The following is a 22275-nucleotide window of genomic DNA, read 5'->3' as shown; positions in this document are numbered from 1 at the left end:
AAGTGAAGCACGCAATTCAATTGCGCACAACTTAATGACGGTCGAGAGCTACCCTTGATGCATGACCGCCACGCCGACCCCGGACACCCAGCCCGCGGACGCCCGGAGCCCGGAGACCACAGCTCCGGAGACCGCACCCCCGGCCGACGGGGACTACCTCCGCCTCGACCAGCAGATCTGCTTCTCGCTGAACGCCGCGTCCCGCGCCTTCGGCAGCGTCTACCGCGTCCTGCTCAAGGACCTCGGACTCACCTATCCGCAGTACCTGGTGATGCTCGTGCTGTGGGAGCACGGGGAGCTGCCCGTGAAGGCGGTCGGCGAACATCTGCGGCTGGACTCCGGGACCCTGTCGCCGCTGCTCAAGCGGCTGGAGGCGGCCGGTCTCGTACGGCGCGAGCGCAGCGTCCACGACGAGCGGTCCGTGCAGGTGCGACTCACCGGCGAGGGCACCGCGCTCCGCGAGCGCGCCCTGTCGGTGCCGCGCCGGATCGCCGCGGCGACGGGCTTCGAGATCGACGAGATCCTCGACCTGCGCACACGCCTCGACCGCCTGACGACGGCCCTGGACGCGGCGGCCCTGGAGGACACGCCGGGCTGCGTCTAGGGCCTGGCCGCCCGCTTCGGAATCCCTGACGAGACCTTGGCCTAAATGCCCCATTTCACAGGCATAAGCGGCTTACGATCCCGTCTTGATGCGCATCCTGCCGAACACCCACCGCCCGCCCACCGCACAGGTCAGCGTCGTGGTCATCGGCCACAACGACGCCGCGCACGTCACGGACGCCGTGCGCTCGGCGCTCGCCCAGGGCCCGGCCGTCCGCGAGGTCGTCGCCGTCGACGACTGCTCGGCCGACCGCAGCGCCGCCCTCCTCGACGCCCTGGCCCGCGACGAGCCGCGGGTGCGGGTGGTGCGCCGCGCGGTCAACAGCGGCGGCTGCGGCAGCCCCCGCAACGACGGCATCGACGCGGCCACGGCCCCGTACGTGATGTTCCTCGACAGTGACGACGTGCTGCCGCCCGGCGCGGTGGACGCGCTGCTCGCGGCGGCCCTCGACGCCGGCGCGCCGGTCGGGGCGGGCCGGTGCGTGCGGCGCGAGCTGCCGTCGGGCCGCGACATCCCCTGGCAGCCGGGCCTGTACGCGCGGCCCGCCGTCGTCGCCCGCCCCGCCCGGCGCCCCCGTCTGGTCCACGACACGCTGTGCGTCAACAAGCTCTACTCGACCGGCTTCCTGCGCGAGCACGGCATCCGCTTCCCCGAGGGCCCCTTCCGCTACGAGGACTTCGTGTTCACCGCGCGCGTACTGGCCGCGGGCCCGCGGATCGCGCTCGTACCCGACACGGTGTACGTCTGGCACGTCCGCAGGGACGCCGACCGGCTGTCGATCTCGCTGGACCGGTCCGGCGTCGACAACTGGCGGGCCCGTACGGAGGCCGTCGGAGCCGCCCACGAGATCCTGCTCGGCGCCGGTGAGAAGCGGCTCGCGCGCGCGGTGCGGGCCAAGTTCCTCGACCACGAACTGCGCATGTACACCCGGGAGCTGGCCCAGCGCGGCCCGGCGTACCGGAGCGAGTGGTGGCGGCTGACCCGCGCCTTCCTCGGCTCCTTCGACGCGACCGACTTCGGGCCCGCGCCCGCGCCCGGCCGGGTGATCGCCCGGGTGGTGCTCGCCGCCGACGAACCCCGCGACCTGCCCCGGCTGACCGAGCTCGCGGCCCGCCCGGCCCGGCTGCGCCCGCCGTACGCGCGGGCCGCGGACGGCACCCCCGTCTGGTCGGCCGACCTGCCCCAGGTCGACCTCGACCACCTGCTGGAACGCCCGGTGCGCGTGCTCCCCGTCGCCGTCGACGCCGAACTGCGCCCGCGCCGGGGCACCTCGTGTCTGCGGCTGCGCCTGCACGAGCTGTACGGGCGGCTGGGCGAGGCGGGTCCGCGGGCGGTGACGGCCGAGTTCACGGAGCGCGCGAGCGGGCGCCGGGGCCCGCGCCGTACGAGCCCCTTCGCGCCCGGCCCGGATCCGGACACCTGGTCGGCGGAGATCGAGGTGGACCTGGCGGCGCTCGGCGCCGGCACCTGGGACCTGCGCTGCCGGCTCGGCTTCCACGACGGCACCGGCCGCGACACCACCGCGCACGCGGTGGCGGGCCCTGGCCTGCTGCGCCGCTCGGCCGTCCCGAGCGCCCGGCACGGTCTCCTGCTCATCCAGCCGTACGCCACCCACTCGGGATCGCTGGCGGTGCGGATCGCGTCCGGGTGGCGCGGAACGACCGCCGTCCTCCGCCGCCGGCTCGCCCGCCTGCTTCACTGTTGTACGACCCGCCGGTGCGGCCGGCGCCGCCGAGCCGCACCCCGGGCCCACCGAGAGGGGACACCCCCATGACCTGGCTGATCACCGGCGGCGCCGGCTACATCGGGGCGCACGTGGTCCGCGCGATGACCGGCGCGGGTGAGGCGGCCGTGGTCTACGACGACCTCTCCACCGGGCTCGCCGAACGCCTCCCCGCGGACGTGCCGCTGGTCGTCGGCTCGACCCTGGACGCCGGGCTCGTCCGCCGCACGCTGGCCGGGCACCGGGTCACCGGCGTGGTGCACCTGGCCGCGAAGAAGCAGGTCGGCGAGTCGCTGGACCTGCCGCTGCACTACTACCGGGAGAACGTCGAGGGGCTGCGGGTCCTGCTGGACGCGGTGACGGCCGCGTCCGTCCCGTCCTTCGTCTTCTCCTCCTCGGCCGCCGTCTACGGCACCCCGGACACCGGCACCGCGGACCTGGTCACCGAGGGCACCCCGTGCGTGCCGATCAGCCCGTACGGCGAGACGAAGCTCGCGGGCGAGTGGCTGGTGCGCGCCACCGGCCGGGCCACGGGCCTGGCCACGGCGTCGCTGCGGTACTTCAACGTGGCGGGGGCCGCCGCACCGGAGCTGGCCGACACCGGCGTCTTCAACATCGTCCCCATGGTCTTCGAGAAGCTGACCGAGGGCGCGCCGCCGCGGATCTTCGGCGACGACTACCCGACCGCCGACGGGACCTGCGTCCGCGACTACATCCACGTGGTGGACCTGGCGGAGGCCCACGTGGCCGCGGCCCGCGCGCTCAGCACGTCACCGGGGCGGCACCTGACCCTCAACATCGGGCGCGGCGAGGGGGTGTCCGTGCGCGAGATGATCGACCGGATCAACGCGATCACCGGCTACGACCGCCCGCCGACCGTGACCCTGCGCCGCCCCGGCGACCCGGCCCGGGTGGTGGCCTGTGCCGACCGCATCGCCACGGAGCTGGGCTGGAAGGCGAAGTACGACGTCCAGGACATGATCACGTCGGCCTGGGACGGCTGGGTGCGAAGGCACCCCAGGGCGGCCCGCGCCTGACCGGCGACCTGGCCGAGCAGAGAGCGAACGGCTGTCAGAGCGCCTTCAGCGCCGCCGCCGTCGCCCGCGCCAGGCCCGCCAGATAGCCCTTCGGCAGCTTGGGGCCGCGGACGACGACCGCGCGCCAGTACAGCGGGCCCGAGATCAGGTCGAGGGCGAGGTCCTCGTCGACGCCCGCGCGGATCTCGCCGCGCGCCGCCGCCGCGGCCACGATGCCGCTCGCGACCGACTGCTGCCCCTCGCGCAGCGCCTTCTGCATGGCCTCGGCGATCTCCGGATTGCGGGCCGCCTCGGCCTGGAGGTCGGGGATGATCTGCCCGGCCACGGGGTGCCGCAGCGCCCGCGAGGTCACCTCGTACAGCAGCCGCAGGTCGCTCTCCAGGGCGCCGGTGTCGGGGGCGGGCAGTCCCTGCACGGCGACGGCCGAGACCAGGTCGAGGACCAGGTGGAGCTTCGACCGCCAGCGCCGGTAGACCGCGGTCTTGCCGACGCCGGCCCGGCGCGCGATGCCCTCGATGGACATCCGGGCGTAGCCGGCGGAGGCCAGTTCCTCGAAGACGGCGGCGCGGATCGCCTCGGTCACGTCCGCGCGGAGCACGGCCGCCCCGGCGGGCGCCCGGCGGCGCGGCTGCGTCTGGGCCGGCTCGGCGTTCGTCGTCATACCGACCAGCATAGGCCGTTACGACGAAACGGTTGCGTTCCGACGTCGATCCGGCCTACGCTCACGTTGCGACGATACGGTCCCGTTCCGACGTAAGCAGCCGGCAAAGGTCTGTGCAGGACACGGCAGACCACCGGGGGAACGGACCACCGCAGCGCTCCACCCCGCAGCACCCACCCCCACACTCCCCGAGCGAAAGCGCACCGGATGTGAGCCAGGTCCTCCAGAAACCGCCTTCCGCGGCCGAGCCCGCCCCGGCCGTCGAGACCGCCGCCGAGCTGGCCGCGCGCCACGGCCTCGGCGTCAGCGGCGCCCGGCCGTCCCTGAGCCAGTACGTCCGCCAACTGTGGGCGCGCCGGCACTTCATCACCGCCTTCGCCACCGCCAAGCTCACCGCCCAGTACAGCCAGGCCAAGCTCGGCCAGGTCTGGCAGGTGGCGACCCCGCTGCTCAACGCGGCGGTCTACTACTTCATCTTCGGCATCCTGATGGGCACCAAGCACGGCGTGCCGGACTTCGTGCCGTTCCTGGTCACCGGCGTGTTCGTATGGACGTTCACCCAGAGCTCGATCATGGCGGGCACCCGCGCGATCTCCGGCAACCTCGGCCTGGTGCGGGCCCTGCATTTCCCGCGGGCCGCGCTGCCGGTGTCGTTCTGCCTCCAGCAGCTCCAGCAGCTGCTGTTCTCGATGGCCGCGCTCGTGGTGATCCTGCTCTGCTTCGGCGTGCCGGTCGCGATGTCCTGGCTGCTGGTGGTCCCCGCGCTCACCCTCCAGTTCGTCTTCAACGCGGGCGTGGCGATGGTGATGGCGCGGATCGGCGCCAAGACGCCCGACATCGCCCAGCTCATGCCGTTCCTGCTGCGCACCTGGATGTACGTCTCGGGCGTCATGTGGAGCCTGGACAAGCTGCTGGCGGGCCGGGACGTCCCGCACGTCGTGCAGCTCGCGCTCCAGTGCAACCCGGCGGCCGTCTACATCGACCTGATGCGCTTCGCGCTGATCGACAGCTTCACCGGGCACCAGCTCCCGCCGCACGTGTGGGCGCTGGCGGCGGGCTGGGCGCTGGTCGCGGGCGTCGGCGGCTTCATCTGGTTCTGGAAGGCTGAGGAGACCTACGGCCGTGGCTGACACCCTGATCAAGGCGGCGGAGCACGAGCCCGCGAAGGGCGCCCCGGACGCCCGCATCCCCACCGTCGTCGCCGACGGCGTCGACATCGTCTACCGGGTCAACGGCACGGGCGCGGGCCGCGGCACCGCCACCGCCGCGCTCAACCGGATCCTGCGCCGCGGCAAGGCGGAGCGGGCGGCGGGCGTCCGCAAGGTGCACGCCGTGAAGAACGTGTCCTTCACCGCGTACCGGGGCGAGGCCATCGGGCTGATCGGCACCAACGGCTCCGGCAAATCGACCCTGCTCAAGGCGGTCGCGGGGCTGCTGCCCGTGGAGAACGGCCGGATCTACACCGACGGCCAGCCCTCCCTGCTCGGCGTCAACGCGGCCCTGATGAGCGACCTCACCGGCGAGCGCAACGTGTACCTCGGCGGCCTCGCGATGGGCATGTCCCGGGAACAGGTGCGCGAGCGCTACCAGAGAATCGTCGACTTCTCCGGCATCAACGAGAAGGGCGACTTCATCACCCTGCCGATGCGCACGTACTCCTCCGGCATGGCGGCCCGGCTCCGGTTCTCCATCGCCGCGGCCAAGGACCACGACGTGCTGCTCATCGACGAGGCGCTGGCCACCGGCGACCGCTCCTTCCAGAAGCGCTCCGAGGCCCGCATCCGCGAGCTGCGCAAGCACGCGGGCACCGTCTTCCTGGTCAGCCACAACAACAAGTCCATCCGCGACACCTGCGACCGGGTGCTGTGGCTGGAGCGCGGCGAACTGCGCATGGACGGCCCGACGGCCGACGTCCTCAAGGAGTACGAGGCGTTCACGGGCGGCAAGCGCTGACCGCGCTCGTCCGAAAGGCCCCCACCGCTCCCTCACCGCTCCAGGAACGCGAACAGCCCCTCCCAGCGCCGCACGATCTCCTCCGTCGTGAAGCGCTGGATGTTCGTCCGGGCCGCCTCGCCCATCGCGTCCCGCAGCGCCTTGTCGCTCATCAGGGTGTCGAGCCGGCGGGCGAGTTCGCCGGTGTTGCCGACGGCGGCGAGGAGTCCGTCCTCGCCGTCGCGGACGATCTCGCGGACGCCGGGCGCGCAGTCGAAGGCGGCGCACGGCAGCCCGGACGCCATGGCCTCCATCAGGGCGAGCGGGAAACCCTCGCCGCGCGAGGACAGGACGAAGACGGAGCCGCGCCGCAGAGCGCCCGGCACGTCGTCGGTCCGGCCGGCCCAGTCCACCGAGCCGTCGAGCCCGAGCGCCGTGCAGCGCGCCCGCAGCAGCTCCCCGTCCTCTCCCGAGCCGTGGACGCGCAGCGTCCAGTCCGGGTGGCGCGGCGCGACCTCGGCCCAGGTGTCCAGGAGCATGTCGATGCCCTTCTGGTCGGTCAGCCGGCCGACGCTGACCACGGTCTTCGTGTCGCGCGGCGAGGACTCGTCCGGCATGAAGGGCAGCGGGTTCGGCATGTACGAGGCGTTGTTCATGCCCTGCCCGATCCACCGGTCGGCGTCCTCGCGGGTCAGCGCGAGCATCCGGTCGACGTCCCGGTAGTGCCGCCGCACCCGCCCGAACCGCGAGGTCGCCCGCGAGTACGCGAACGACTCGTGGCTCATGCCGATCACCGTCAGACCGGTGGTGTCGGCCAGCTCCACCCACTCCATGGCCCACACCTGCGTGACGATCACGACGGCCCCGGGCCGCGCCGCCCGGAACAGCCCGGTCAGCGTGGCGGCCTTCGCCCGCATCCCGGCCGCCCGCGCCGCCCTGCGCCGCCGCTCGGCGACGTCGAGCCGCCCCCTGAGCCCGCGCGCCGGACCGACCCGCGGCGGATGCACGTCGTACAGCGTCGTGAGCGGGTACGGCACGTCGCCGATCGCCTGCCGCACCTCGGGCTCGGTGATGCCGACGACGTGCACCCGGTGGCCGCGGCCGGTGAAGAGGCGGGCCATCTGGTGCGACCAACTGGTCACCCCGCCCAGTTCGTCGACGCTGTTGGAGACGAAGAAGACGTCCCGCGTCCGCTGCCTGACCGGTGCCGTCACGCGCGCCTCCACTCGGCGAAGAACTGCTCCACGACGTCCCGCGCGGCGGTCCCCTTGTCGTACTCGCCGAACGCGGCGGTGAACCGCTCGCGCGCGGCGGCGTACTTCACCGCCTGTTCCTGGAACGCGTCCAGCGCCGCGTACAGCTCGTCCTCGGTGCGCAGCACGGGCCCCGGCGCCCGCTCCAGGAGGTCGAAGTAGGTGCCGCGCCCTGCACGCACGTACTCCTCGTAGTCGTGGACGAGGAAGAACATCGGCCGGTCCAGCAGGGCGTAGTCGAACATCACGGACGAGTAGTCGGTGATCAGCGCGTCGGCCAGGGCCAGCAGCGGGGTCATGTCGTGGTGGTCGGTGACGTCGATGACACGCCCGCGCACGGACGGCGGCAGCACCACATGGTTGAGGTAGTGCGAGCGCACGAGCAGGACGAACCGGTCGCCGAAGGCGTCGGCGAACCGCTCCGGGTCGAAGGGCAGCTCGAACCGCCGCCGCCGGCCGCCGCGCCCCCGGAAGGTCGGCGCGTACAGCAGCACCGTACGGTCGTCCGGGATGCCCAGTTCCGCGGCGAGCGGACCGCGTTCGCGCCGCCCGGACGTCTCCTCACTCCTCCTGGCCGCCACGAGCGCGTCGTTGCGCGGGTAGCCCACCCGCAGCAGCGTCCGCTCCTTCAGCCGGAACGCCCGCGCGAGGGTGCGCACATCGTGCTCGGAGCGGATCAGGAACCGGTCGAAGCGGTCGAGCACCCGCTGCTGCGTCTCCTGCGCGGCCCGGGACCTGAGCTTCCACTCCGGCTCGTCGAACCCCATCCGCTTGAGCGCCGAACCGTGCCAGGTCTGGAGGTACGTAGTCTCCGGCCGCTTGGTGAGCTTGAGCGGGTAGCTCTGGTTGTCGATCCAGAACCCGGCCCGCGCCAGCGCCCTGAGATAGGGCAGCGACCAGCGGCGCACCAGAGTGGCGTCCGCCGGAAACCCTTCGGGAGAGCCCGCGTACGACCACACCGCCTCGAAGTCGAGTCCCTGGCGGCGCATCTCCTCGTAGACGGCCCGGGGGCTGTCGCTGTACTGCCGCCCGAGATGGCTCTCGAAGACGACGAGCCGCTTCCTGACCGGCAGCCTGCTGAACACCTCGTGGTAGACGCGGATCTTGGCGGCACCCGAGGTCAGCCGTTCGCGCGCGCGTCGCGCCCTGCGGTAGCCGTCCCGGGCGGCCCGCCCCGCCGGTCCGCGCACACCGCGCCTCAGCAGTTCCTCGGCCTTCTTGCCCGGGACGAGGCGGAAGGAGAGATGGCCGCGTACGGAGACGACCGGTTCGATGCGGTCGGCGACCAGCCGGGTCAGCCGCGGCCGGACGGGCAGCGGTCCGGCGGCGCCCTCCGGGACGGCGGCCGTCAGCCGGGTGGTGGTGCGCACCCCGTCGACGCCGAGATGGAGCCGGACGTCCCACACCGCGTCCACGACGCCCAGCGGCCGTACCTTCGCGAGGTCCGCCGACGCCGCCCAGGCGATGGCCGCGCCCTCGTGCCGCACCTCGGCCACCGGGAAGCGGAAGGTCTTCAAGCGCACGCCCCGGCGGCGGGCGTAGAACTCCAGCTCGCCCGAGAGCCGCGCGCCGGGCGGCACGACACCGAGCGGGTTGGTGATCAGCCCGGCCAGCCGTACGGTGCTGCCCGACTGCGCGTACCCGGTCAGCGCGTTGCGCAGGAACATCCGCTCGACCGGCTTGGCGTGGTACCCGAGCCGGGTCACGTCCAGGACGTGCCGGCCGAGGGCGTCGCCGAGGTGCTCGGCGCACCAGTACACGCGCCCGTCGTGCTCCACGAGCGGCGCGGAGATCTTGTCCCGGTTGAGGAGCGTGTCGACGGCGGGCAGCAGGTTGTCCCAGTCGCCCTGCCGGAGCAGGTAGGCGCAGACGGCGTGGATGGGCTCGGCCTCGTCGTAGGCGGCCGGATCGACGGAGTCCAGGTAGGGCCGGGCCAGCGCGGCGAACTCCCGCCGGTAGACCGCGTCCCGGAAGGGCAGCTCCCGCAGGTGCAGCACGAGGTCGTGCTTGAGGAACTTGACGTCCTTGGCGAACTTCAGCCCGTCGAGGCCCCGCTCGGCGAGCAGCGCGTCGACCCGGCGGTGGATCTCCATGCGGTGCGCGAAGTTGGCGATCTCGTCGCGTCGGTTGCTGATCGACCGGACGGCGGTGTCCGCGGGCCGGTCGACCACCCGCCAGTCGTACACCCGGTTCGGAATGAGGGTGATGCGGCGGGCGGCGACGTAGGCCTGCGCGGAGAACAGCAGGTCCTCGTAGTGGATCCCGACAGGAAAGCGCAGCCCCTCATCCAGCAGGAATCGCCTGCGATAGCACTTGTTGGTCGACAGCGTGTCAAAGACCAGCAGGTCGGGCAGGTCGGAGACGGACTCCAGGGTGCGGGTGCGCTCGTACAGCCAGGGGTACCACTTGGCCTCCTTGCCGGTGCGCGAGTCGACGTGGACGCGCACGCACAGCCCGGAGACCAGGTCGGCGCCGGTGGTCTCGGCCGCCTCCAGCATGTTCCGGCAGGCATTGCGCTCGAGCACGTCATCGCTGTCGAGGAAGACGACGTAGGTGCCGCGCGCCTGCTCGATGCCGTGGTTGCGGGGCGCGCCGCAGCCGCCGCTGTTCTCCGGGAGCCGGCAGGCGCGCACCCGGCCGGGGTGCTCCTCGGCCAGCCGCCGCGCCACCTCGTAGGAGCCGTCCGTACTGCGGTCGTCCACGACGACGACCTCGACGCCGCGCAGCGTCTGCTCCAGGGCGGACCGCACCGCCGTCGGCAGCCGGTGCTCGTCGTTGTAGACGATCACGACGACGGACACGTCAGGCGGCACCTGCTGCGGATCACCCTTCACCCAGGTAATCCTAAATGCCCTTTTTCGACCCGTCCTTTGGAGTTACGCAGAACGGGGCGCCCGCAGACCCGGACGCCCCGTTCCCCTCCCGCTTGCCTATGAATGCGTACGCAGCAGCGTCCGCATCGTCCGCATGGCCACCGACAGGTTGGCCAGGTCGAAGGAGTCCGAGCTCCTGATCTCCTCCAGGGTGGTCCGCGCCCGTCCGAGGATCGCGGCGTTCTGCTCCTCCCACGCCTTGAAGCGCTGCTCGGGCGTGGAGCTGCCGTTACCGGCGGCGAGCACGTACTCCGTGAGCGAGGCGTGGGCCGCGTACAGGTCCTCGCGGATGGAGGCGCGGGCCATCGACTGCCAGCGGTCGGACCGCGGCAGTTCGATGATGCGGTCCATGAGCTGGGTGATGTTCAGCCGGTCGGCGAGGTCGTAGTAGACCTCGGCGACCGCCATCGGGTCCTTGCCCGTGCGGTCGGCCACCGCGACGATGTCCAGCGTCGGGAAGGCCGAGGAGAAACCGGCCACCCGGGTGGCGAGTTCGTCCGGCACGCCGGCGTCCGTCAGCTCGTCGTGGATCTGCTGGTACCACTCCAGGTCCGCGCCGCGCAGCAGCTTGGGCAGCTCGCCCCAGACCTGCTTGACGCCCTCGCCGAAGAACGAGATCGTCTCGGCGATCTGCAACGGCTGCGGCCGGTTGTTGAGCAGCCAGCGCGTGCCGCGCTCGACCAGGCGCCGCGAGTGCAGCCGGATCCGGGTCTGCACGGCCGCGTCGACCGCGTTGTCCAACCCCTCGACGGCGTCCCACACCTCGCTCGACTCGAAGATCGCGCGGGCCGCGGTCTGCGCCCGGACGATCTCCTCCAGCGAGGCGCCGGTCTCCTCCCTCAGCCGGTGCAGGAAGCTCGTACCGCCGGTGTTGACCGTGTCGTTGACCAGGACGGTCGTGACGATCTCACGGCTCAGCGCGTGGCCCTCGATCTGCTCGCGGAACTTCTCGCGCAGCGCCGTCGGGAAGTAGGCGAAGAGCAGGCTCCGCAGATGCGGGTCGTCGGGCAGCGTGGTGGCGAGCAGCTCGTCGGCGACCGTGATCTTCGTGTACGCGAGCAGTACGGCCGTCTCGGGGCCGGTCAGGCCGTGTCCGGCGGTCAGCCGCTCGCGGATCTGCCGGTCGGTGGGCAGGAACTCCAGGGCCCGGTCGAGATGGCCCTCGCGCACCAGGGTCCGCAGGAACCGCTGCTGGGCGTGGAGCATGTCCGAGGACTGGGCGAGGGCGTTGGCGATCGCCGTGTTCTGCGCGTAGTTGTTGCGCAGGACCAGGCGGCCGACCTCGTCGGTCATCTGGGCGAGCAGCTTGTTGCGCTGCTTGACGGTCAGGTCGCCGTTGGCCACCACCGCGTTGAGCAGGATCTTGATGTTCACCTCGTGGTCGGAGGTGTCCACGCCCGCGCTGTTGTCGATGGCGTCGGTGTTGATCCGGCCGCCGCCTTGCGCGAACTCGATCCGGCCGAGCTGGGTCAGGCCCAGGTTGCCGCCCTCGCCGACGACGCGGACGCGCAGGTCGGCGCCGTCCACGCGGATCGCGTCGTTGCCCTTGTCGCCGACGTCGGCGTGGGACTCGGCGGACGACTTCACGTACGTACCGATGCCGCCGTTCCACAGCAGGTCGACCGGCGCCTTGAGGATGGCCTTCATCAGCTCGGCGGGGGTCATCTTGGAGACCTTGCCCTCGATCCCGAGGGCTTCGCGGATCTGGGCGTTGACCTGAATGGCCTTGGCACTACGGGGGAAAACCCCGCCACCGGCCGAGATGAGCCCGGTGTCGTAGTCGCCCCACGAGGAGCGGGGCAGCTCGAAGAGCCGGCGGCGCTCGGCGTAGGAGGTGGCCGCGTCGGGCTTGGGGTCGATGAAGATGTGCCGGTGGTCGAAGGCGGCGACCAGGCGGATGTGCTCGGAGAGCAGCATGCCGTTGCCGAACACGTCACCGGACATGTCTCCGACGCCGACGACGGTGAAGTCCTCGGTCTGGGTGTCGAGTCCCACCTCCCTGAAGTGCCGTTTCACCGACTCCCAGGCACCGCGGGCGGTGATGCCCATCTTCTTGTGGTCGTACCCGGCGGAGCCGCCGGAGGCGAAGGCGTCACCGAGCCAGAAGTTGTACGACTCGGCGACCTCGTTGGCGATGTCGGAGAAGGTGGCGGTGCCCTTGTCGGCGGCGACCACGAGATAGGTGTCGTCCCCGTCGTGCCGCACGACGTCGGCAGGCGGTACGACCTCTCCACTCACCATGTTGTCGGTGATGTCGAGCAGCGCGGAGATGAAGGTCCGGTAGCTGCGCACACCTTCCGCCAGCCAGGCGTCACGGTCCTTGCCCGGATCGGGAAGCTGCTTGGCGACGAAGCCGCCCTTGGCGCCGACGGGCACGATGACGGTGTTCTTCACCATCTGCGCCTTGACCAGCCCGAGAATCTCCGTACGGAAATCCTCACGCCGGTCGGACCATCGCAGACCGCCGCGCGCGACCTTCCCGAACCGCAGATGCACACCTTCCACCCGCGGCGAGTACACCCAGATCTCGTAGGCAGGACGCGGCGCCGGAAGATCCGGAATAGCAGTCGGATCGAACTTCATGGAGACGTAGTCGTGCGGCTTGCCGCCCAGCGCCTCCTGGAAGAAGTTGGTCCGCAGGGTGGCCTTGATCAGGTTCAGGAAGGCCCGCAGAATCCGGTCCTCGTCCAGGGACGCGACCTGATCGAGAGCGGCGTCCAGCTCCTCCTGGAGGGCGTCGGTCAGCTCGACGCCGGCCTTCTGCCGGTCCGGGGACATCCGGGCCTCGAAGAGCGAGACGAGCAGCCGGGTGGTGTGGACGTTGTGCCGGAGGGTGTCCTCCATGTAGTCCTGGCTGAAGGTGGAGCCGGCCTGCCGCAGGTACTTGGCGTAGGCGCGCAGCACCATCGCCTGGCGCCAGGTCAGCCCGGCGCTGAGCACCAGCGCGTTGAAGCCGTCGTTCTCCGCCTGCCCGGTCCAGGTCGCGGCGAACGCCTCCTGGAACCGCTCGCGCCCGTCGTCTCCGAGGTGGTCGCCGCCACCGTTCGTCGCGGGCAGCCGCAGCCCGAAGTCGTAGATCCACGCGGTCGTACGGTCGGAGCAGCGCAGTTCGTAGGGGCGCTCGTCGGTGACCTCGACGCCCATGCGATTGAGGGCGGGCAGCACCGCGGACAGCGAGACGGGCTCACCGTTGCGATAGATCTTGAAGCGCCGCTCCCCCGGCACCGCCCCCACGGGCTCGTAGAGGCTGAGCTCGAAGTCGTTCCCCTCACCGCACTGCAACTGCTCCAGATGCACCAGGTCGGAGACGGCGGCACGCGGCGTGTGATCGGCCTTGTACCCCTCCGGGAAGGCGTTCCCGTACCGCCGCAGCAGCTCGGCGGCCCGCTCCTCGCCGCACTCGGCGGTCAGTGCCTCCGCGAACCCGTCGGCCCAGGACCGGGCGGCCTCGACGAGCCGCGCCTCGATACGGTCCTTGTCGGCATCGGACAGCTCCGGCAGCTCCGTACCCTGCGGAACCCGCACCACGAAATGCAGCCGGGACAGGATGGACTCGGTGTTCCAGGCGGTGAAGTCGACGCTGGTACCGCCGAGCTCCTCCTTGAGAATGTCGATGATCCGCAGCCGCACACCAGTCGTGTACCGGTCCCGCGGCAGATAGACGAGGGCCGAGTAGTAGCGCCCGTATTCGTCCTGCCGCAGATAGAGCCGCAGCCGCCGCCGCTCCTGCAAATAGAGCACGCTGGTGACGATGGACCGCAGCTCGTCGGCCGGGGTCTGGAACAGCTCGTCGCGCGGATAGGTCTCCAGGATCTGGAGCAGGTCGCGCCCGTCGTGGCTGTTGGGCGAGAACCCGGCGCCCCGGAGCACCTCTTCGACCTTGCGGCGGACGACCGGCACGCGGCGCACGGACTCGGTGTAGGCGGCCGAGGAGAACAGCCCGAGGAAGCGCCGCTCCCCCACCACATTCCCGTCCTGGTCGAACTTCTTGACCCCGACGTAGTCCAGGTACGAGGGCCGGTGCACGGTGGCCCGGCTGTTCGCCTTCGTCAGCACGAGCAGCCGGTGCTCGCGCGCCTTGGCGCGGGCGTCGGCCGGCAGCCGCTCGAAGGAGGGGCTGACGGGGTGGCTGTCGGCGCCGTGCGGCGGGTCGGAGCGCAGGATGCCGAGGCCCGTACCGGGCACCGCGGCCAGCGAGTCGTCCTCACGGAGCTGATACTCGCGGTAGCCGAGGAAGGTGAAGTGGTCGTCGGCGAGCCAGCGCAGCAGCTCGCGCGCCTCGTCGACCTCCAGGTCCCGCAGATCGTCGGCGGTCGGCTCCTTGGGCAGCTCGTCGGCGATGCGCAGCGCGGAGTCGCGCATCTTCTCCCAGTCCTCGACGGCCTCGCGCACATCGGAAAGAACGCGCAGCAGATCGGCGGTGATCTGCTTGAGATCGGCCCGATCGGTTTCCCGATCGATCTCGACGTGAATCCACGATTCGACCGCCGCGTCGTGCGGCAGCTCCCCGCTGGGCCGCCCCGGCAGCACTTCCAGCAGCTTGCCGGTCAGATCCCGCCGAACGACAACCTGCGGATGAATGACGACATGGATGCCACGCCCCTGACGCGACAGCTCATTGGTCACGGAGTCGACGAGGAAGGGCATGTCGTCGGTGACGACCTCGACGACGGAGTGGCTGCACGTCCAGCCGTTCTCCTCGACGGTCGGCGTGTGCACGCGCACGTTGGCCGTGCCCTGCGGTCGGTTCTCGGCCAGTCTGTAGTGCGAGAAGGCGGCTCCGAAGACGTCGACCGGGTCGCGGTCGGCCAGGTCCTCCGGGGCGGTGTGCAGGTAGTAGCGCTGGAGGAACGTGAACACGGAGTCCCGGTCCGGGGTGCCCTCGCTCGTCGTCCCGGTCGGTAGGTGCCCCCCGACCGGACTGTTCTCAGCTACCCGGGCGGCCCGTTCGAGCAGCTCGGCCTTGGCTTCGTCCAGCTTGGTCTGCATTGTCCTCTGGCTCCTGTCGCGCGCCGTTGCGTGACGTTGAAGAAAGTACGGTCCCTTCTCCGACGTAACGCCTTGACGCGGGGTGTCCGGTCTGATCCGACGCTATGCCGCAAGAAGATACGGGCGAAGGGTTATCGGCCAATTTCAAGACCCTCGGGGAGTGTGACGCTGCTCTCGGCAACGCCCGTTCGGCCGCGATGGCCGAAATGGAGAGGGCACCGGACGCGGTGAGCGCCCCGTCCGCTCCTGGCCGCCCCTGCCCGCGAGGACCAGCGACCGCCGCCCGGCCACGGATGTCGTCCGTGTCGTCCGGGCGCGGAGCAGGGGCGACGGTGCCCCCGCGAGATATCGCGCTGATCACGCAACAAGGCTATCGCTCCTCCCTGGGGGCCCGTCATGAGCCGTATGTGTACAAAACAGGGGGCGGAACTTTGACAGTCTGCACAGGGAGAAACCGACGCGTTCGTGCAGGTACGGCGGGGCATGCGCTTGGCACGTGCGGACGGAATAGAGCCTCGCGGCCCGCACCGCACGGCCCCTTGGCAAGCCGCCCCGAGGGGAGCACGTTGACCGTGACGCGCAAGCCCGCCCGACAGGAGCGCACCGAGATGACAGCGAAGATCCTGATGGTCACCGGCGACGCGGCGGAGTCGCTGGAGGTCCTGTACCCCTACCAGCGCCTGCGCGAAGAGGGGTACGAGGTACACATCGCGGCCCCGGCCCGCAAGAAGCTGCGCTTCGTGGTCCACGACTTCGAACCCGGCTTCGACACGTACACCGAGAAGCCCGGCTACACCTGGCCCGCCGACCTCTCGTTCGCGGAGGTCGACCCCGGCCAGTACGCCGCCCTGGTGATCCCGGGCGGCCGGGCCCCCGAGTACCTGCGCAACGACCCCGAGCTCCGCAAGATCCTCAAGTCGTTCTTCGACGCGGACAAGCCGGTCGCCCAGATCTGCCACGGCCCCCTCCTGACGGCCGCCGTGGACGGCCTGCGGGGCCGCCGCGTCACGGCGTACCCGGCGCTGGAACCGGACATGCAGACCGCCGGCGCGACCTTCCAGGACGCCGAGACGGTAGTGGACGGCATGCTCGTCTCGGCCCGCGCCTGGCCGGACCACCCACGCTGGATGCGGGAGTTCCTGACGGTGTTGCGGGCGAAGGCGCCTGTCGGCTGAAGCACACGTGGCAGTCACGCCCGCAGGCACCTCTGGCGGTCGCGGCCCGCAGCCGCCGATGCTCGGAAGACCGCTGCGGAACGGTCCACGACTCGCACCCGCCATCGCACGGAAGGGGCCGTGCCGGTACATCACATGCCCGTCGATCACGCGGTCGCACACCAAGTCGGTCATCCGAACCCCCTCGGTGACCGCGGGAGCGACGGGCGGATGTACCGGCGCGGCCCCGACCCACCACCGGACGACCGGCGCGCGCGACGACGTCAGGCCACCAGCCGCTCGGCCTCCTCCACAGCCTCGGCGAGCGTGTCGACAACAGGTACGCCGACCGCCTCGAGACTGGCGCGACTGTGCGAGCCCCCGGTGTAGAGCACCGCCCGCGCACCGACGTGCAACGCGGCCACCGCATCATCGGCGGCGTCCCCGATCACGACCGTACGCGCCGGATCCACCCGCCCGAGCGCCCCGAGATGGCGCACCATGTGCTCGGCCTTGCTGCCCCCGGAAGGCCCGGTCCGCCCGTCGACTCGAAGAAAGTGCGGCTCGATGCCGAAGCCCCGCACCAACGGAATTAGATCCTCGTGCCCGTACATGCTGAGGAGGGACTGACTGCCCCCGGCGGACCGCCAGCCGGCGAGCAGCTCGGGCACCCCGTCGGTGAGCCCGCACACCGCACGGTGCCGCGCGTAGTGCCGGTGGAAGGTTTCGTCCATGACCAGCCACTCCGCGTCCGTGGGCAGCCGGCCGATCAGCCGCTCGTAGAACTTCGGGATCGGTACGCAGTACAGCGCCCGGTACCGCTCCAGCGTGATCGGCTCGATGCCCAGCTCCGCGAACGCCGCGTTCGTCGCCCCTATCATCGCGGCGTTGTCATGGAACAGCGTCCCGTTCCAGTCCCACACGATGTGTGCCGCTCCGTGCTTCCCCATGACCAAAAAGTACCCGCCCCCACCGTCAACGGACCACGCCGGATCAGTCGCCGCCCTGCCGCGGGGCGAAGCTCCAGCCACCGCCCTACCGCAAGGCGCGCTTCCCTCACCGCCCCACCGCGAGGCAGGCTTCCCTCACCGCCCCACCGCGAGGCGAGGCGTCAGTCGCCGCCCCACCGCGAGGCAGGCTTCCCTCACCGCCCCACCGCAAGGCGAGGCGTCAGTCGCCGCCCCACCGCGAGGCAGGCTTCCCCCACCGCCCCACCGCCCCACCGCAAGGCGAGGCGTCAGTCGCCGCCCCATCGCGAGGCAGGCTCCCTCACCGCCCCACCGCGAGGCGAGGCGTCAGTCGCCGAGCCCCACCAGATGCGGAATCTCCTGCGTGGCGTACCAGAGCAGCTCGTGATCCTCGGCCCCGTCGACAACGAACTGCGCATCGTCGTCACCAAGATCCGCCGCCCCCAACGCAGCCGCCGCCGCGGCGACATCCGCCTCGGCCCCGTCGGAATCGACATGCACGGCAGCCGCCTTGGCCAGCCGCAACGGCCCGGCGACCCGCACCTCGCCGAGCGCCCCCGGGTCGAGCCCCCGGTCGGGATCGGCGGACGCCGCCCCGTCGGCGATGTCCACGGCGACCACGACCCGCCGCCGCGCGGCACCCGGATCGACGGCGACCAACCGCAGCGAGGCCAGCGCGGCCCGGTTCAGCGCTGCGTACTCCAGTTCCTCGATGTCGTCCGACAGGTACCACTCACGCAGCGCGGGAGTGACGGCGTAGGCGACGAACTTCCCCGCCCCCAGCTCGCCCGTCCCGTACGCCTCGGCGAGACCGGGAAGAGTCAGAGGAACGTAGACGCGCATGGACTGGCCACTTTCGTAGTCGGAGCTGTGAAAGCCCGAAGTCGGACTAGTACCCGGAACCCAAAGCAGAAGCCCTCCGGAAGAACGCTCCCGAGCCTCCGAGCCTCCGAGCCTCCGGAAGAACGCTCCCGCACCTCCGCTCCTCCGAGCCTTTGAGTCTCCGGAAGAACGCTCCCGAGCCTCGCACCTCCGAGTCTCCGAGCCTCCGGAAGGACCCTCAGGATACGTGCGCCCGTCCCCCTTCGAGTTCAGGCCCACCCCCTCACACGCGTCCACCCCGGTCTCCGCATTCACCCGGCGCACCCCCGCAGAACCAGGCCCGCCGCCCCCTCACCCACTCGGATAGGTGAACCCACGCGGGCCACACACCGCAGGTCAAGACGCTTGCCACCGCTCGCCCCCACCCCGTACAAGATGCGCACCAAGAAGTTACCGCCCGGTATCGCAGCCGGGCACCAAAGAACGGGGACGCCTCATGAACAAGGTGATGACCAGGAACAGGACCACGCGCCGCCCGGCCGCCACCCGGCCCCCCACCCGCCGAGACCCCCGCCGCCCAGCGAGCCGCACCACCCCACCCGACCGCACCACCCCACCTCCTCGAACCGTCCCACCCGGCCAAGCCACCCCACCCGACCACCGCACCCCATCCGACCGACCCCTCACGCCCGCTCCGGGCCCCCGCCCCACCGACCTCTTCGCCGACCGCCTGCTGGCCGTACTGAGCGGCGAACGCCCGGTCCACTGGATGCTGCGCCACACCGCCGGCCGCGCGTACGACGACCTGGCCTGGCTGGCCGAACACGCACCGCTGGGCACCCTCGACCCCCACGGCACCTTGGGCACCCTGCGCACCCGCACCACCCGCACCACCCGCCCGACCGTCCGCGAGGTCGGCTACTACGTCGCGGGCCCGGGTGCACTCGAGGTCTTCGCCCGCATCAGCACGGGCGACCGCCTGCACGCCATGGCCTTCCGCCTGGAACAGGCCACGGACCTGCGCTGGCGCTGCACAGCCATCGAACTGGGCACCCGCAGGCCCTGCACCCCTTAGGGCGCACGGGCGGGCGCACGAAACACACGAGGGGCCGGGCACCCTTTAAGGTGCCCGGCCCCAAAAACCCCTCACCGCGCCCGGCGGCGCCCGGCGCCCGGCGGCGACTGACTGACGGCGACCGCTACTTCTTCCGCCGCCGCCCCCCCTTCTGCTGCTTACGACGCTCGGCCCGCGTAAGCCCGTCCGCCTCGGACCGCACCGGCTCCTCCCCGCCGTCCCCGGCCTCGAAGTCGCCCTCGACGACCCCGCCCTCGCCGTCGACGGTGGGCGCGGAGAAGTGCAGCCGGTCGGGCCGCTGCGGAGCGTCGAGCCCCTTGGCCCGGATCTCGGGACGCGCACCCGCCTGGGCCGGCACCGCGTCCTCCTTCTTCTCCAGGGAAGGCGCCTCGTCCTCGACCGGGACCTCCTCGACCTGCTGCTCGACCTGGACCTCCAGGTTGAACAGATAGCCGACGGACTCCTCCTTGATGCCGTCCATCATGGCCGTGAACATGTCGAAGCCCTCGCGCTGGTACTCGACCAGCGGGTCCTTCTGCGCCATGGCGCGCAGGCCGATGCCCTCCTGGAGGTAGTCCATCTCGTAGAGGTGCTCGCGCCACTTGCGGTCGAGGACCGACAGGACGACCCGGCGCTCCAGCTCGCGCATGATCTCCGAGCCGAGCTGCTCCTCGCGGGCCGCGTACTGCTCGTGGATGTCGTCGCGGATGGACTCGGAGATGAACTCGGCGGTCAGACCGGCACGGTCACCGGCCGCCTCCTCCAGCTCCTCGATGGTCACCTTCACCGGGTAGAGCTGCTTGAAGGCGCCCCACAGCCGGTCGAGGTCCCACTCCTCGGCGAAGCCCTCGGCGGTCTCGGCCTCGATGTATGCCTCGATCGTGTCGTCCATGAAGTGCTGGATCTGCTCCTGGAGGTCCTCGCCCTCCAGGACGCGGCGCCGCTCGCCGTAGATGACCTCGCGCTGCCGGTTGAGGACCTCGTCGTACTTGAGGACGTTCTTCCGGGTCTCAAAGTTCTGCGTCTCGACCTGCGACTGGGCGGAGGCGATCGCGCGCGTGACCATCTTGTTCTCGATCGGCACGTCGTCCGGCACGTTCGCCATAGACATGACGCGCTCGACCATCTGAGCCTTGAACAGTCGCATCAGGTCGTCGCCCAGCGACAGGTAGAACCGAGACTCACCCGGGTCACCCTGACGGCCCGAACGACCCCGCAGCTGATTGTCGATACGCCGCGACTCGTGCCGCTCGGTGCCCAGCACGTACAGCCCGCCGAGGTCCTTGACCTCCTCGAACTCCGCCTTCACGGCCTTCTCGGCCCGCTCCAGGGCGGCGGGCAGCGCTGCCGCCCACTCCTCGATGTGCTCCTCGGGGTCGAGGCCGCGCTGGCGCAGCTCCGCCTCCGCGAGGTCGTCGGGGTTGCCGCCGAGCTTGATGTCCGTGCCACGGCCGGCCATGTTCGTGGCGACCGTGACGGCGCCCTTGCGGCCGGCCTGGGCGACGATCGTCGCCTCCCGGTCGTGCTGCTTGGCGTTGAGCACCTCGTGCTGGATGCCGCGCTTGGAGAGCTGCTGCGAGAGGTACTCGGACTTCTCGACCGACGTCGTACCGACGAGGATCGGCTGGCCCTGCTCGTGCTTCTCGGCGATGTCGTCGACCACCGCGTCGAACTTGGCGACCTCGGTGCGGTAGATCAGGTCGGACTGGTCCTTGCGGACCATCGGCTTGTTGGTCGGGATCGGGACGACGCCGAGCTTGTAGATCTGGTGGAACTCGGCGGCCTCGGTCATCGCCGTACCGGTCATGCCGGAGAGCTTGTCGTAGAGGCGGAAGAAGTTCTGGAGGGTGATCGTGGCGAGCGTCTGGTTCTCGTCCTTGATGTCCACCCCTTCCTTCGCCTCGATCGCCTGGTGCATGCCCTCGTTGTAACGGCGGCCGGCGAGGATACGGCCGGTGTGCTCGTCGACGATCATGACCTCGCCGTCGAGGACGACGTAGTCCTTGTCCTTCTTGAAGAGCTCCTTCGCCTTGATGGCGTTGTTCAGGTAGCCCACCAGCGGGGTGTTGACCGACTCGTAGAGGTTGTCGATGCCCAGCCAGTCCTCGACCTTGGTGACACCGGACTCGTGGATGGCGACGGTGCGCTTCTTCTCGTCGACCTCGTAGTCCCCGGTCTCCTCGATGCCCTTCATCGGGTTGCCGGCCTCGCCCTTCTTCAGGCGGGTGACCAGCTTCGCGAAGTCGCCGTACCACTTGGTGGCCTGGTCGGCCGGGCCGGAGATGATCAGCGGCGTACGGGCCTCGTCGACGAGGATGGAGTCGACCTCGTCGACGACCGCGAAGTTGTGGCCGCGCTGGACGAGCTCGTCCTTGGACCACGCCATGTTGTCGCGGAGGTAGTCGAAGCCGAACTCGTTGTTCGTGCCGTACGTGATGTCGCACGCGTACTGCTCGCGGCGCTGGGCCGGCGTCATGTTGGCGAGGATGCAACCGACGGTGAGGCCGAGGAACTTGTGGACGCGGCCCATCATCTCGGAGTCGCGCTCGGCCAGGTAGTCGTTGACCGTGATGAGGTGGACGCCGTCGCCCGAGAGGGCGTTCAGATACGTGGGCAGCGTGCCGACCAGGGTCTTGCCCTCACCGGTCTTCATCTCGGCCACGTAGCCGAGGTGCAGCGCGGCGCCGCCCATGAGCTGCACGTCGTAGTGGCGCTGGCCGAGGACGCGCTTGGCGGCCTCGCGGACCGTGGCGAACGCCTCCGGCAGCAGGTCGTCGAGGCTCTCGCCGTCGGCGTACCGCTGCTTGTACTCATCGGTGAGGGCCCGCAGCTCGGCGTCGGAGAGGTCGACGAAGTCCTCTTCGATGGAGTTGACCTGGTCCGCGATGCGGTGCAGCTTGCGCAGGATCTTGCCTTCGCCTGCACGCATGATCTTCGAGAGGACGGACACGGGGGTTGGTCTCCTTGCCGGTCGGGCCTGGGACGGTCGGTTTTCCTTGATGCGATTGAGCAACGGCCATCGTATGCGAGGACCCCACCGCGCCGGGAGGTCTGCACTGTGACAGCCATCAGGACAACGGACGGGCGTGGTGGATGGTGCCGCACCGCCGCACGAAATGAACGAATCGTGATCGCCCGCTCACCCAGCGCTCCGGCGACGCCGTCCCAGGCCCCCTCCCCGTGG

Annotated in this window: 14 protein-coding genes; 7 read left to right on the top strand and 7 right to left on the bottom strand. The window is 70.8% G+C overall.

Features of this window, described 5'->3' with window-relative positions; translation table 11 throughout:
• Positions 1–61: 61 nt before the first annotated feature.
• From ACFV6E_RS09195 to galE, 3 genes are all read left to right on the top strand, one after another.
• Positions 62–604, top strand: a complete 543-nt coding sequence (locus tag ACFV6E_RS09195; RefSeq protein ID WP_385165832.1) for a MarR family winged helix-turn-helix transcriptional regulator — start codon at positions 62–64, stop codon at positions 602–604.
• Positions 605–692: 88 nt separating this feature from the next.
• The gene (locus ACFV6E_RS09190) at positions 693–2378 is read left to right on the top strand and encodes a glycosyltransferase family 2 protein (RefSeq protein ID WP_385460207.1); all 1686 of its coding nucleotides are present in this window, start codon (positions 693–695) and stop codon (positions 2376–2378) included.
• Entirely contained in the window at positions 2375–3364 is a 990-nt protein-coding gene (gene galE / locus ACFV6E_RS09185; RefSeq protein WP_385460205.1) for a UDP-glucose 4-epimerase GalE, read from the top strand. Before ACFV6E_RS09190 ends, galE begins: the two co-directional genes overlap by 4 nt.
• A gap of 34 nt (positions 3365–3398) precedes the next feature.
• Here galE and ACFV6E_RS09180 read toward each other — a convergent pair whose 3' ends face one another.
• Positions 3399–4025 carry a TetR/AcrR family transcriptional regulator gene (locus ACFV6E_RS09180; protein ID WP_385165827.1) on the bottom strand — a complete coding sequence of 209 codons (627 nt, stop codon included), beginning with the start codon at positions 4023–4025 and terminating at the stop codon, positions 3399–3401.
• A gap of 209 nt (positions 4026–4234) precedes the next feature.
• On the opposite strand from ACFV6E_RS09180, the gene ACFV6E_RS09175 reads away from it, so the two are divergent.
• Together ACFV6E_RS09175 and ACFV6E_RS09170 are read left to right on the top strand one after the other, a co-directional pair.
• Complete coding sequence (locus ACFV6E_RS09175; RefSeq protein WP_385165825.1) at positions 4235–5155, top strand: ABC transporter permease; 921 nt, start codon at positions 4235–4237, stop codon at positions 5153–5155.
• Positions 5148–5978, top strand: coding sequence for an ABC transporter ATP-binding protein (locus ACFV6E_RS09170; protein WP_385460203.1), 831 nt, complete (start codon positions 5148–5150; stop codon positions 5976–5978). Before ACFV6E_RS09175 ends, ACFV6E_RS09170 begins: the two co-directional genes overlap by 8 nt.
• Positions 5979–6010: 32 nt before the next feature.
• On the opposite strand, the gene ACFV6E_RS09165 is transcribed toward ACFV6E_RS09170, so the two are convergent.
• The 3 genes from ACFV6E_RS09165 to ACFV6E_RS09155 all read right to left on the bottom strand — a co-directional run bounded on the left by ACFV6E_RS09165 (position 6011) and on the right by ACFV6E_RS09155 (position 15072).
• Positions 6011–7171 carry a glycosyltransferase gene (locus ACFV6E_RS09165; RefSeq protein WP_385460201.1) on the bottom strand — a complete coding sequence of 387 codons (1161 nt, stop codon included), beginning with the start codon at positions 7169–7171 and terminating at the stop codon, positions 6011–6013.
• Positions 7168–10044, bottom strand: a complete 2877-nt coding sequence (locus tag ACFV6E_RS09160; protein ID WP_385460199.1) for a CDP-glycerol glycerophosphotransferase family protein — start codon at positions 10042–10044, stop codon at positions 7168–7170. Before ACFV6E_RS09160 ends, ACFV6E_RS09165 begins: the two co-directional genes overlap by 4 nt.
• Positions 10045–10140: 96 nt before the next feature.
• The gene (locus ACFV6E_RS09155; protein WP_385460197.1) at positions 10141–15072 is read right to left on the bottom strand and encodes an NAD-glutamate dehydrogenase; all 4932 of its coding nucleotides are present in this window, start codon (positions 15070–15072) and stop codon (positions 10141–10143) included.
• A gap of 608 nt (positions 15073–15680) precedes the next feature.
• On the opposite strand from ACFV6E_RS09155, the gene ACFV6E_RS09150 reads away from it, so the two are divergent.
• The gene (locus tag ACFV6E_RS09150; RefSeq protein WP_385165816.1) at positions 15681–16247 is read left to right on the top strand and encodes a DJ-1/PfpI family protein; all 567 of its coding nucleotides are present in this window, start codon (positions 15681–15683) and stop codon (positions 16245–16247) included.
• 263 nt (positions 16248–16510) lie between these two features.
• On the opposite strand, the gene ACFV6E_RS09145 is transcribed toward ACFV6E_RS09150, so the two are convergent.
• Positions 16511–17176, bottom strand: coding sequence for an HAD family hydrolase (locus ACFV6E_RS09145; protein WP_385460195.1), 666 nt, complete (start codon positions 17174–17176; stop codon positions 16511–16513).
• 345 nt (positions 17177–17521) lie between these two features.
• A complete protein-coding gene (locus tag ACFV6E_RS09140) occupies positions 17522–18037 on the bottom strand; it encodes a DUF6912 family protein (RefSeq protein ID WP_385460193.1) in 516 nt (171 codons plus the stop codon).
• 748 nt (positions 18038–18785) lie between these two features.
• Here ACFV6E_RS09140 and ACFV6E_RS09135 point away from each other — a divergent pair.
• Positions 18786–19091 carry an Rv3235 family protein gene (locus tag ACFV6E_RS09135; RefSeq protein ID WP_385460191.1) on the top strand — a complete coding sequence of 102 codons (306 nt, stop codon included), beginning with the start codon at positions 18786–18788 and terminating at the stop codon, positions 19089–19091.
• Positions 19092–19215: 124 nt separating this feature from the next.
• Here the strand turns inward: ACFV6E_RS09135 and secA are convergent, their stop codons facing one another.
• On the bottom strand, positions 19216–22041 hold the full coding sequence (gene secA, locus ACFV6E_RS09130; protein ID WP_385165810.1) for a preprotein translocase subunit SecA: 2826 nt from the start codon (positions 22039–22041) through the stop codon (positions 19216–19218).
• Positions 22042–22275: the final 234 nt, after the last annotated feature.

Origin of the sequence: Streptomyces sp. NPDC059785 (assembly GCF_042732375.1) — a bacterium.
Classification (GTDB): Bacteria; Actinomycetota; Actinomycetes; order Streptomycetales; family Streptomycetaceae; genus Streptomyces.
This window is presented reverse-complemented; position numbering and strand designations above follow the sequence as displayed.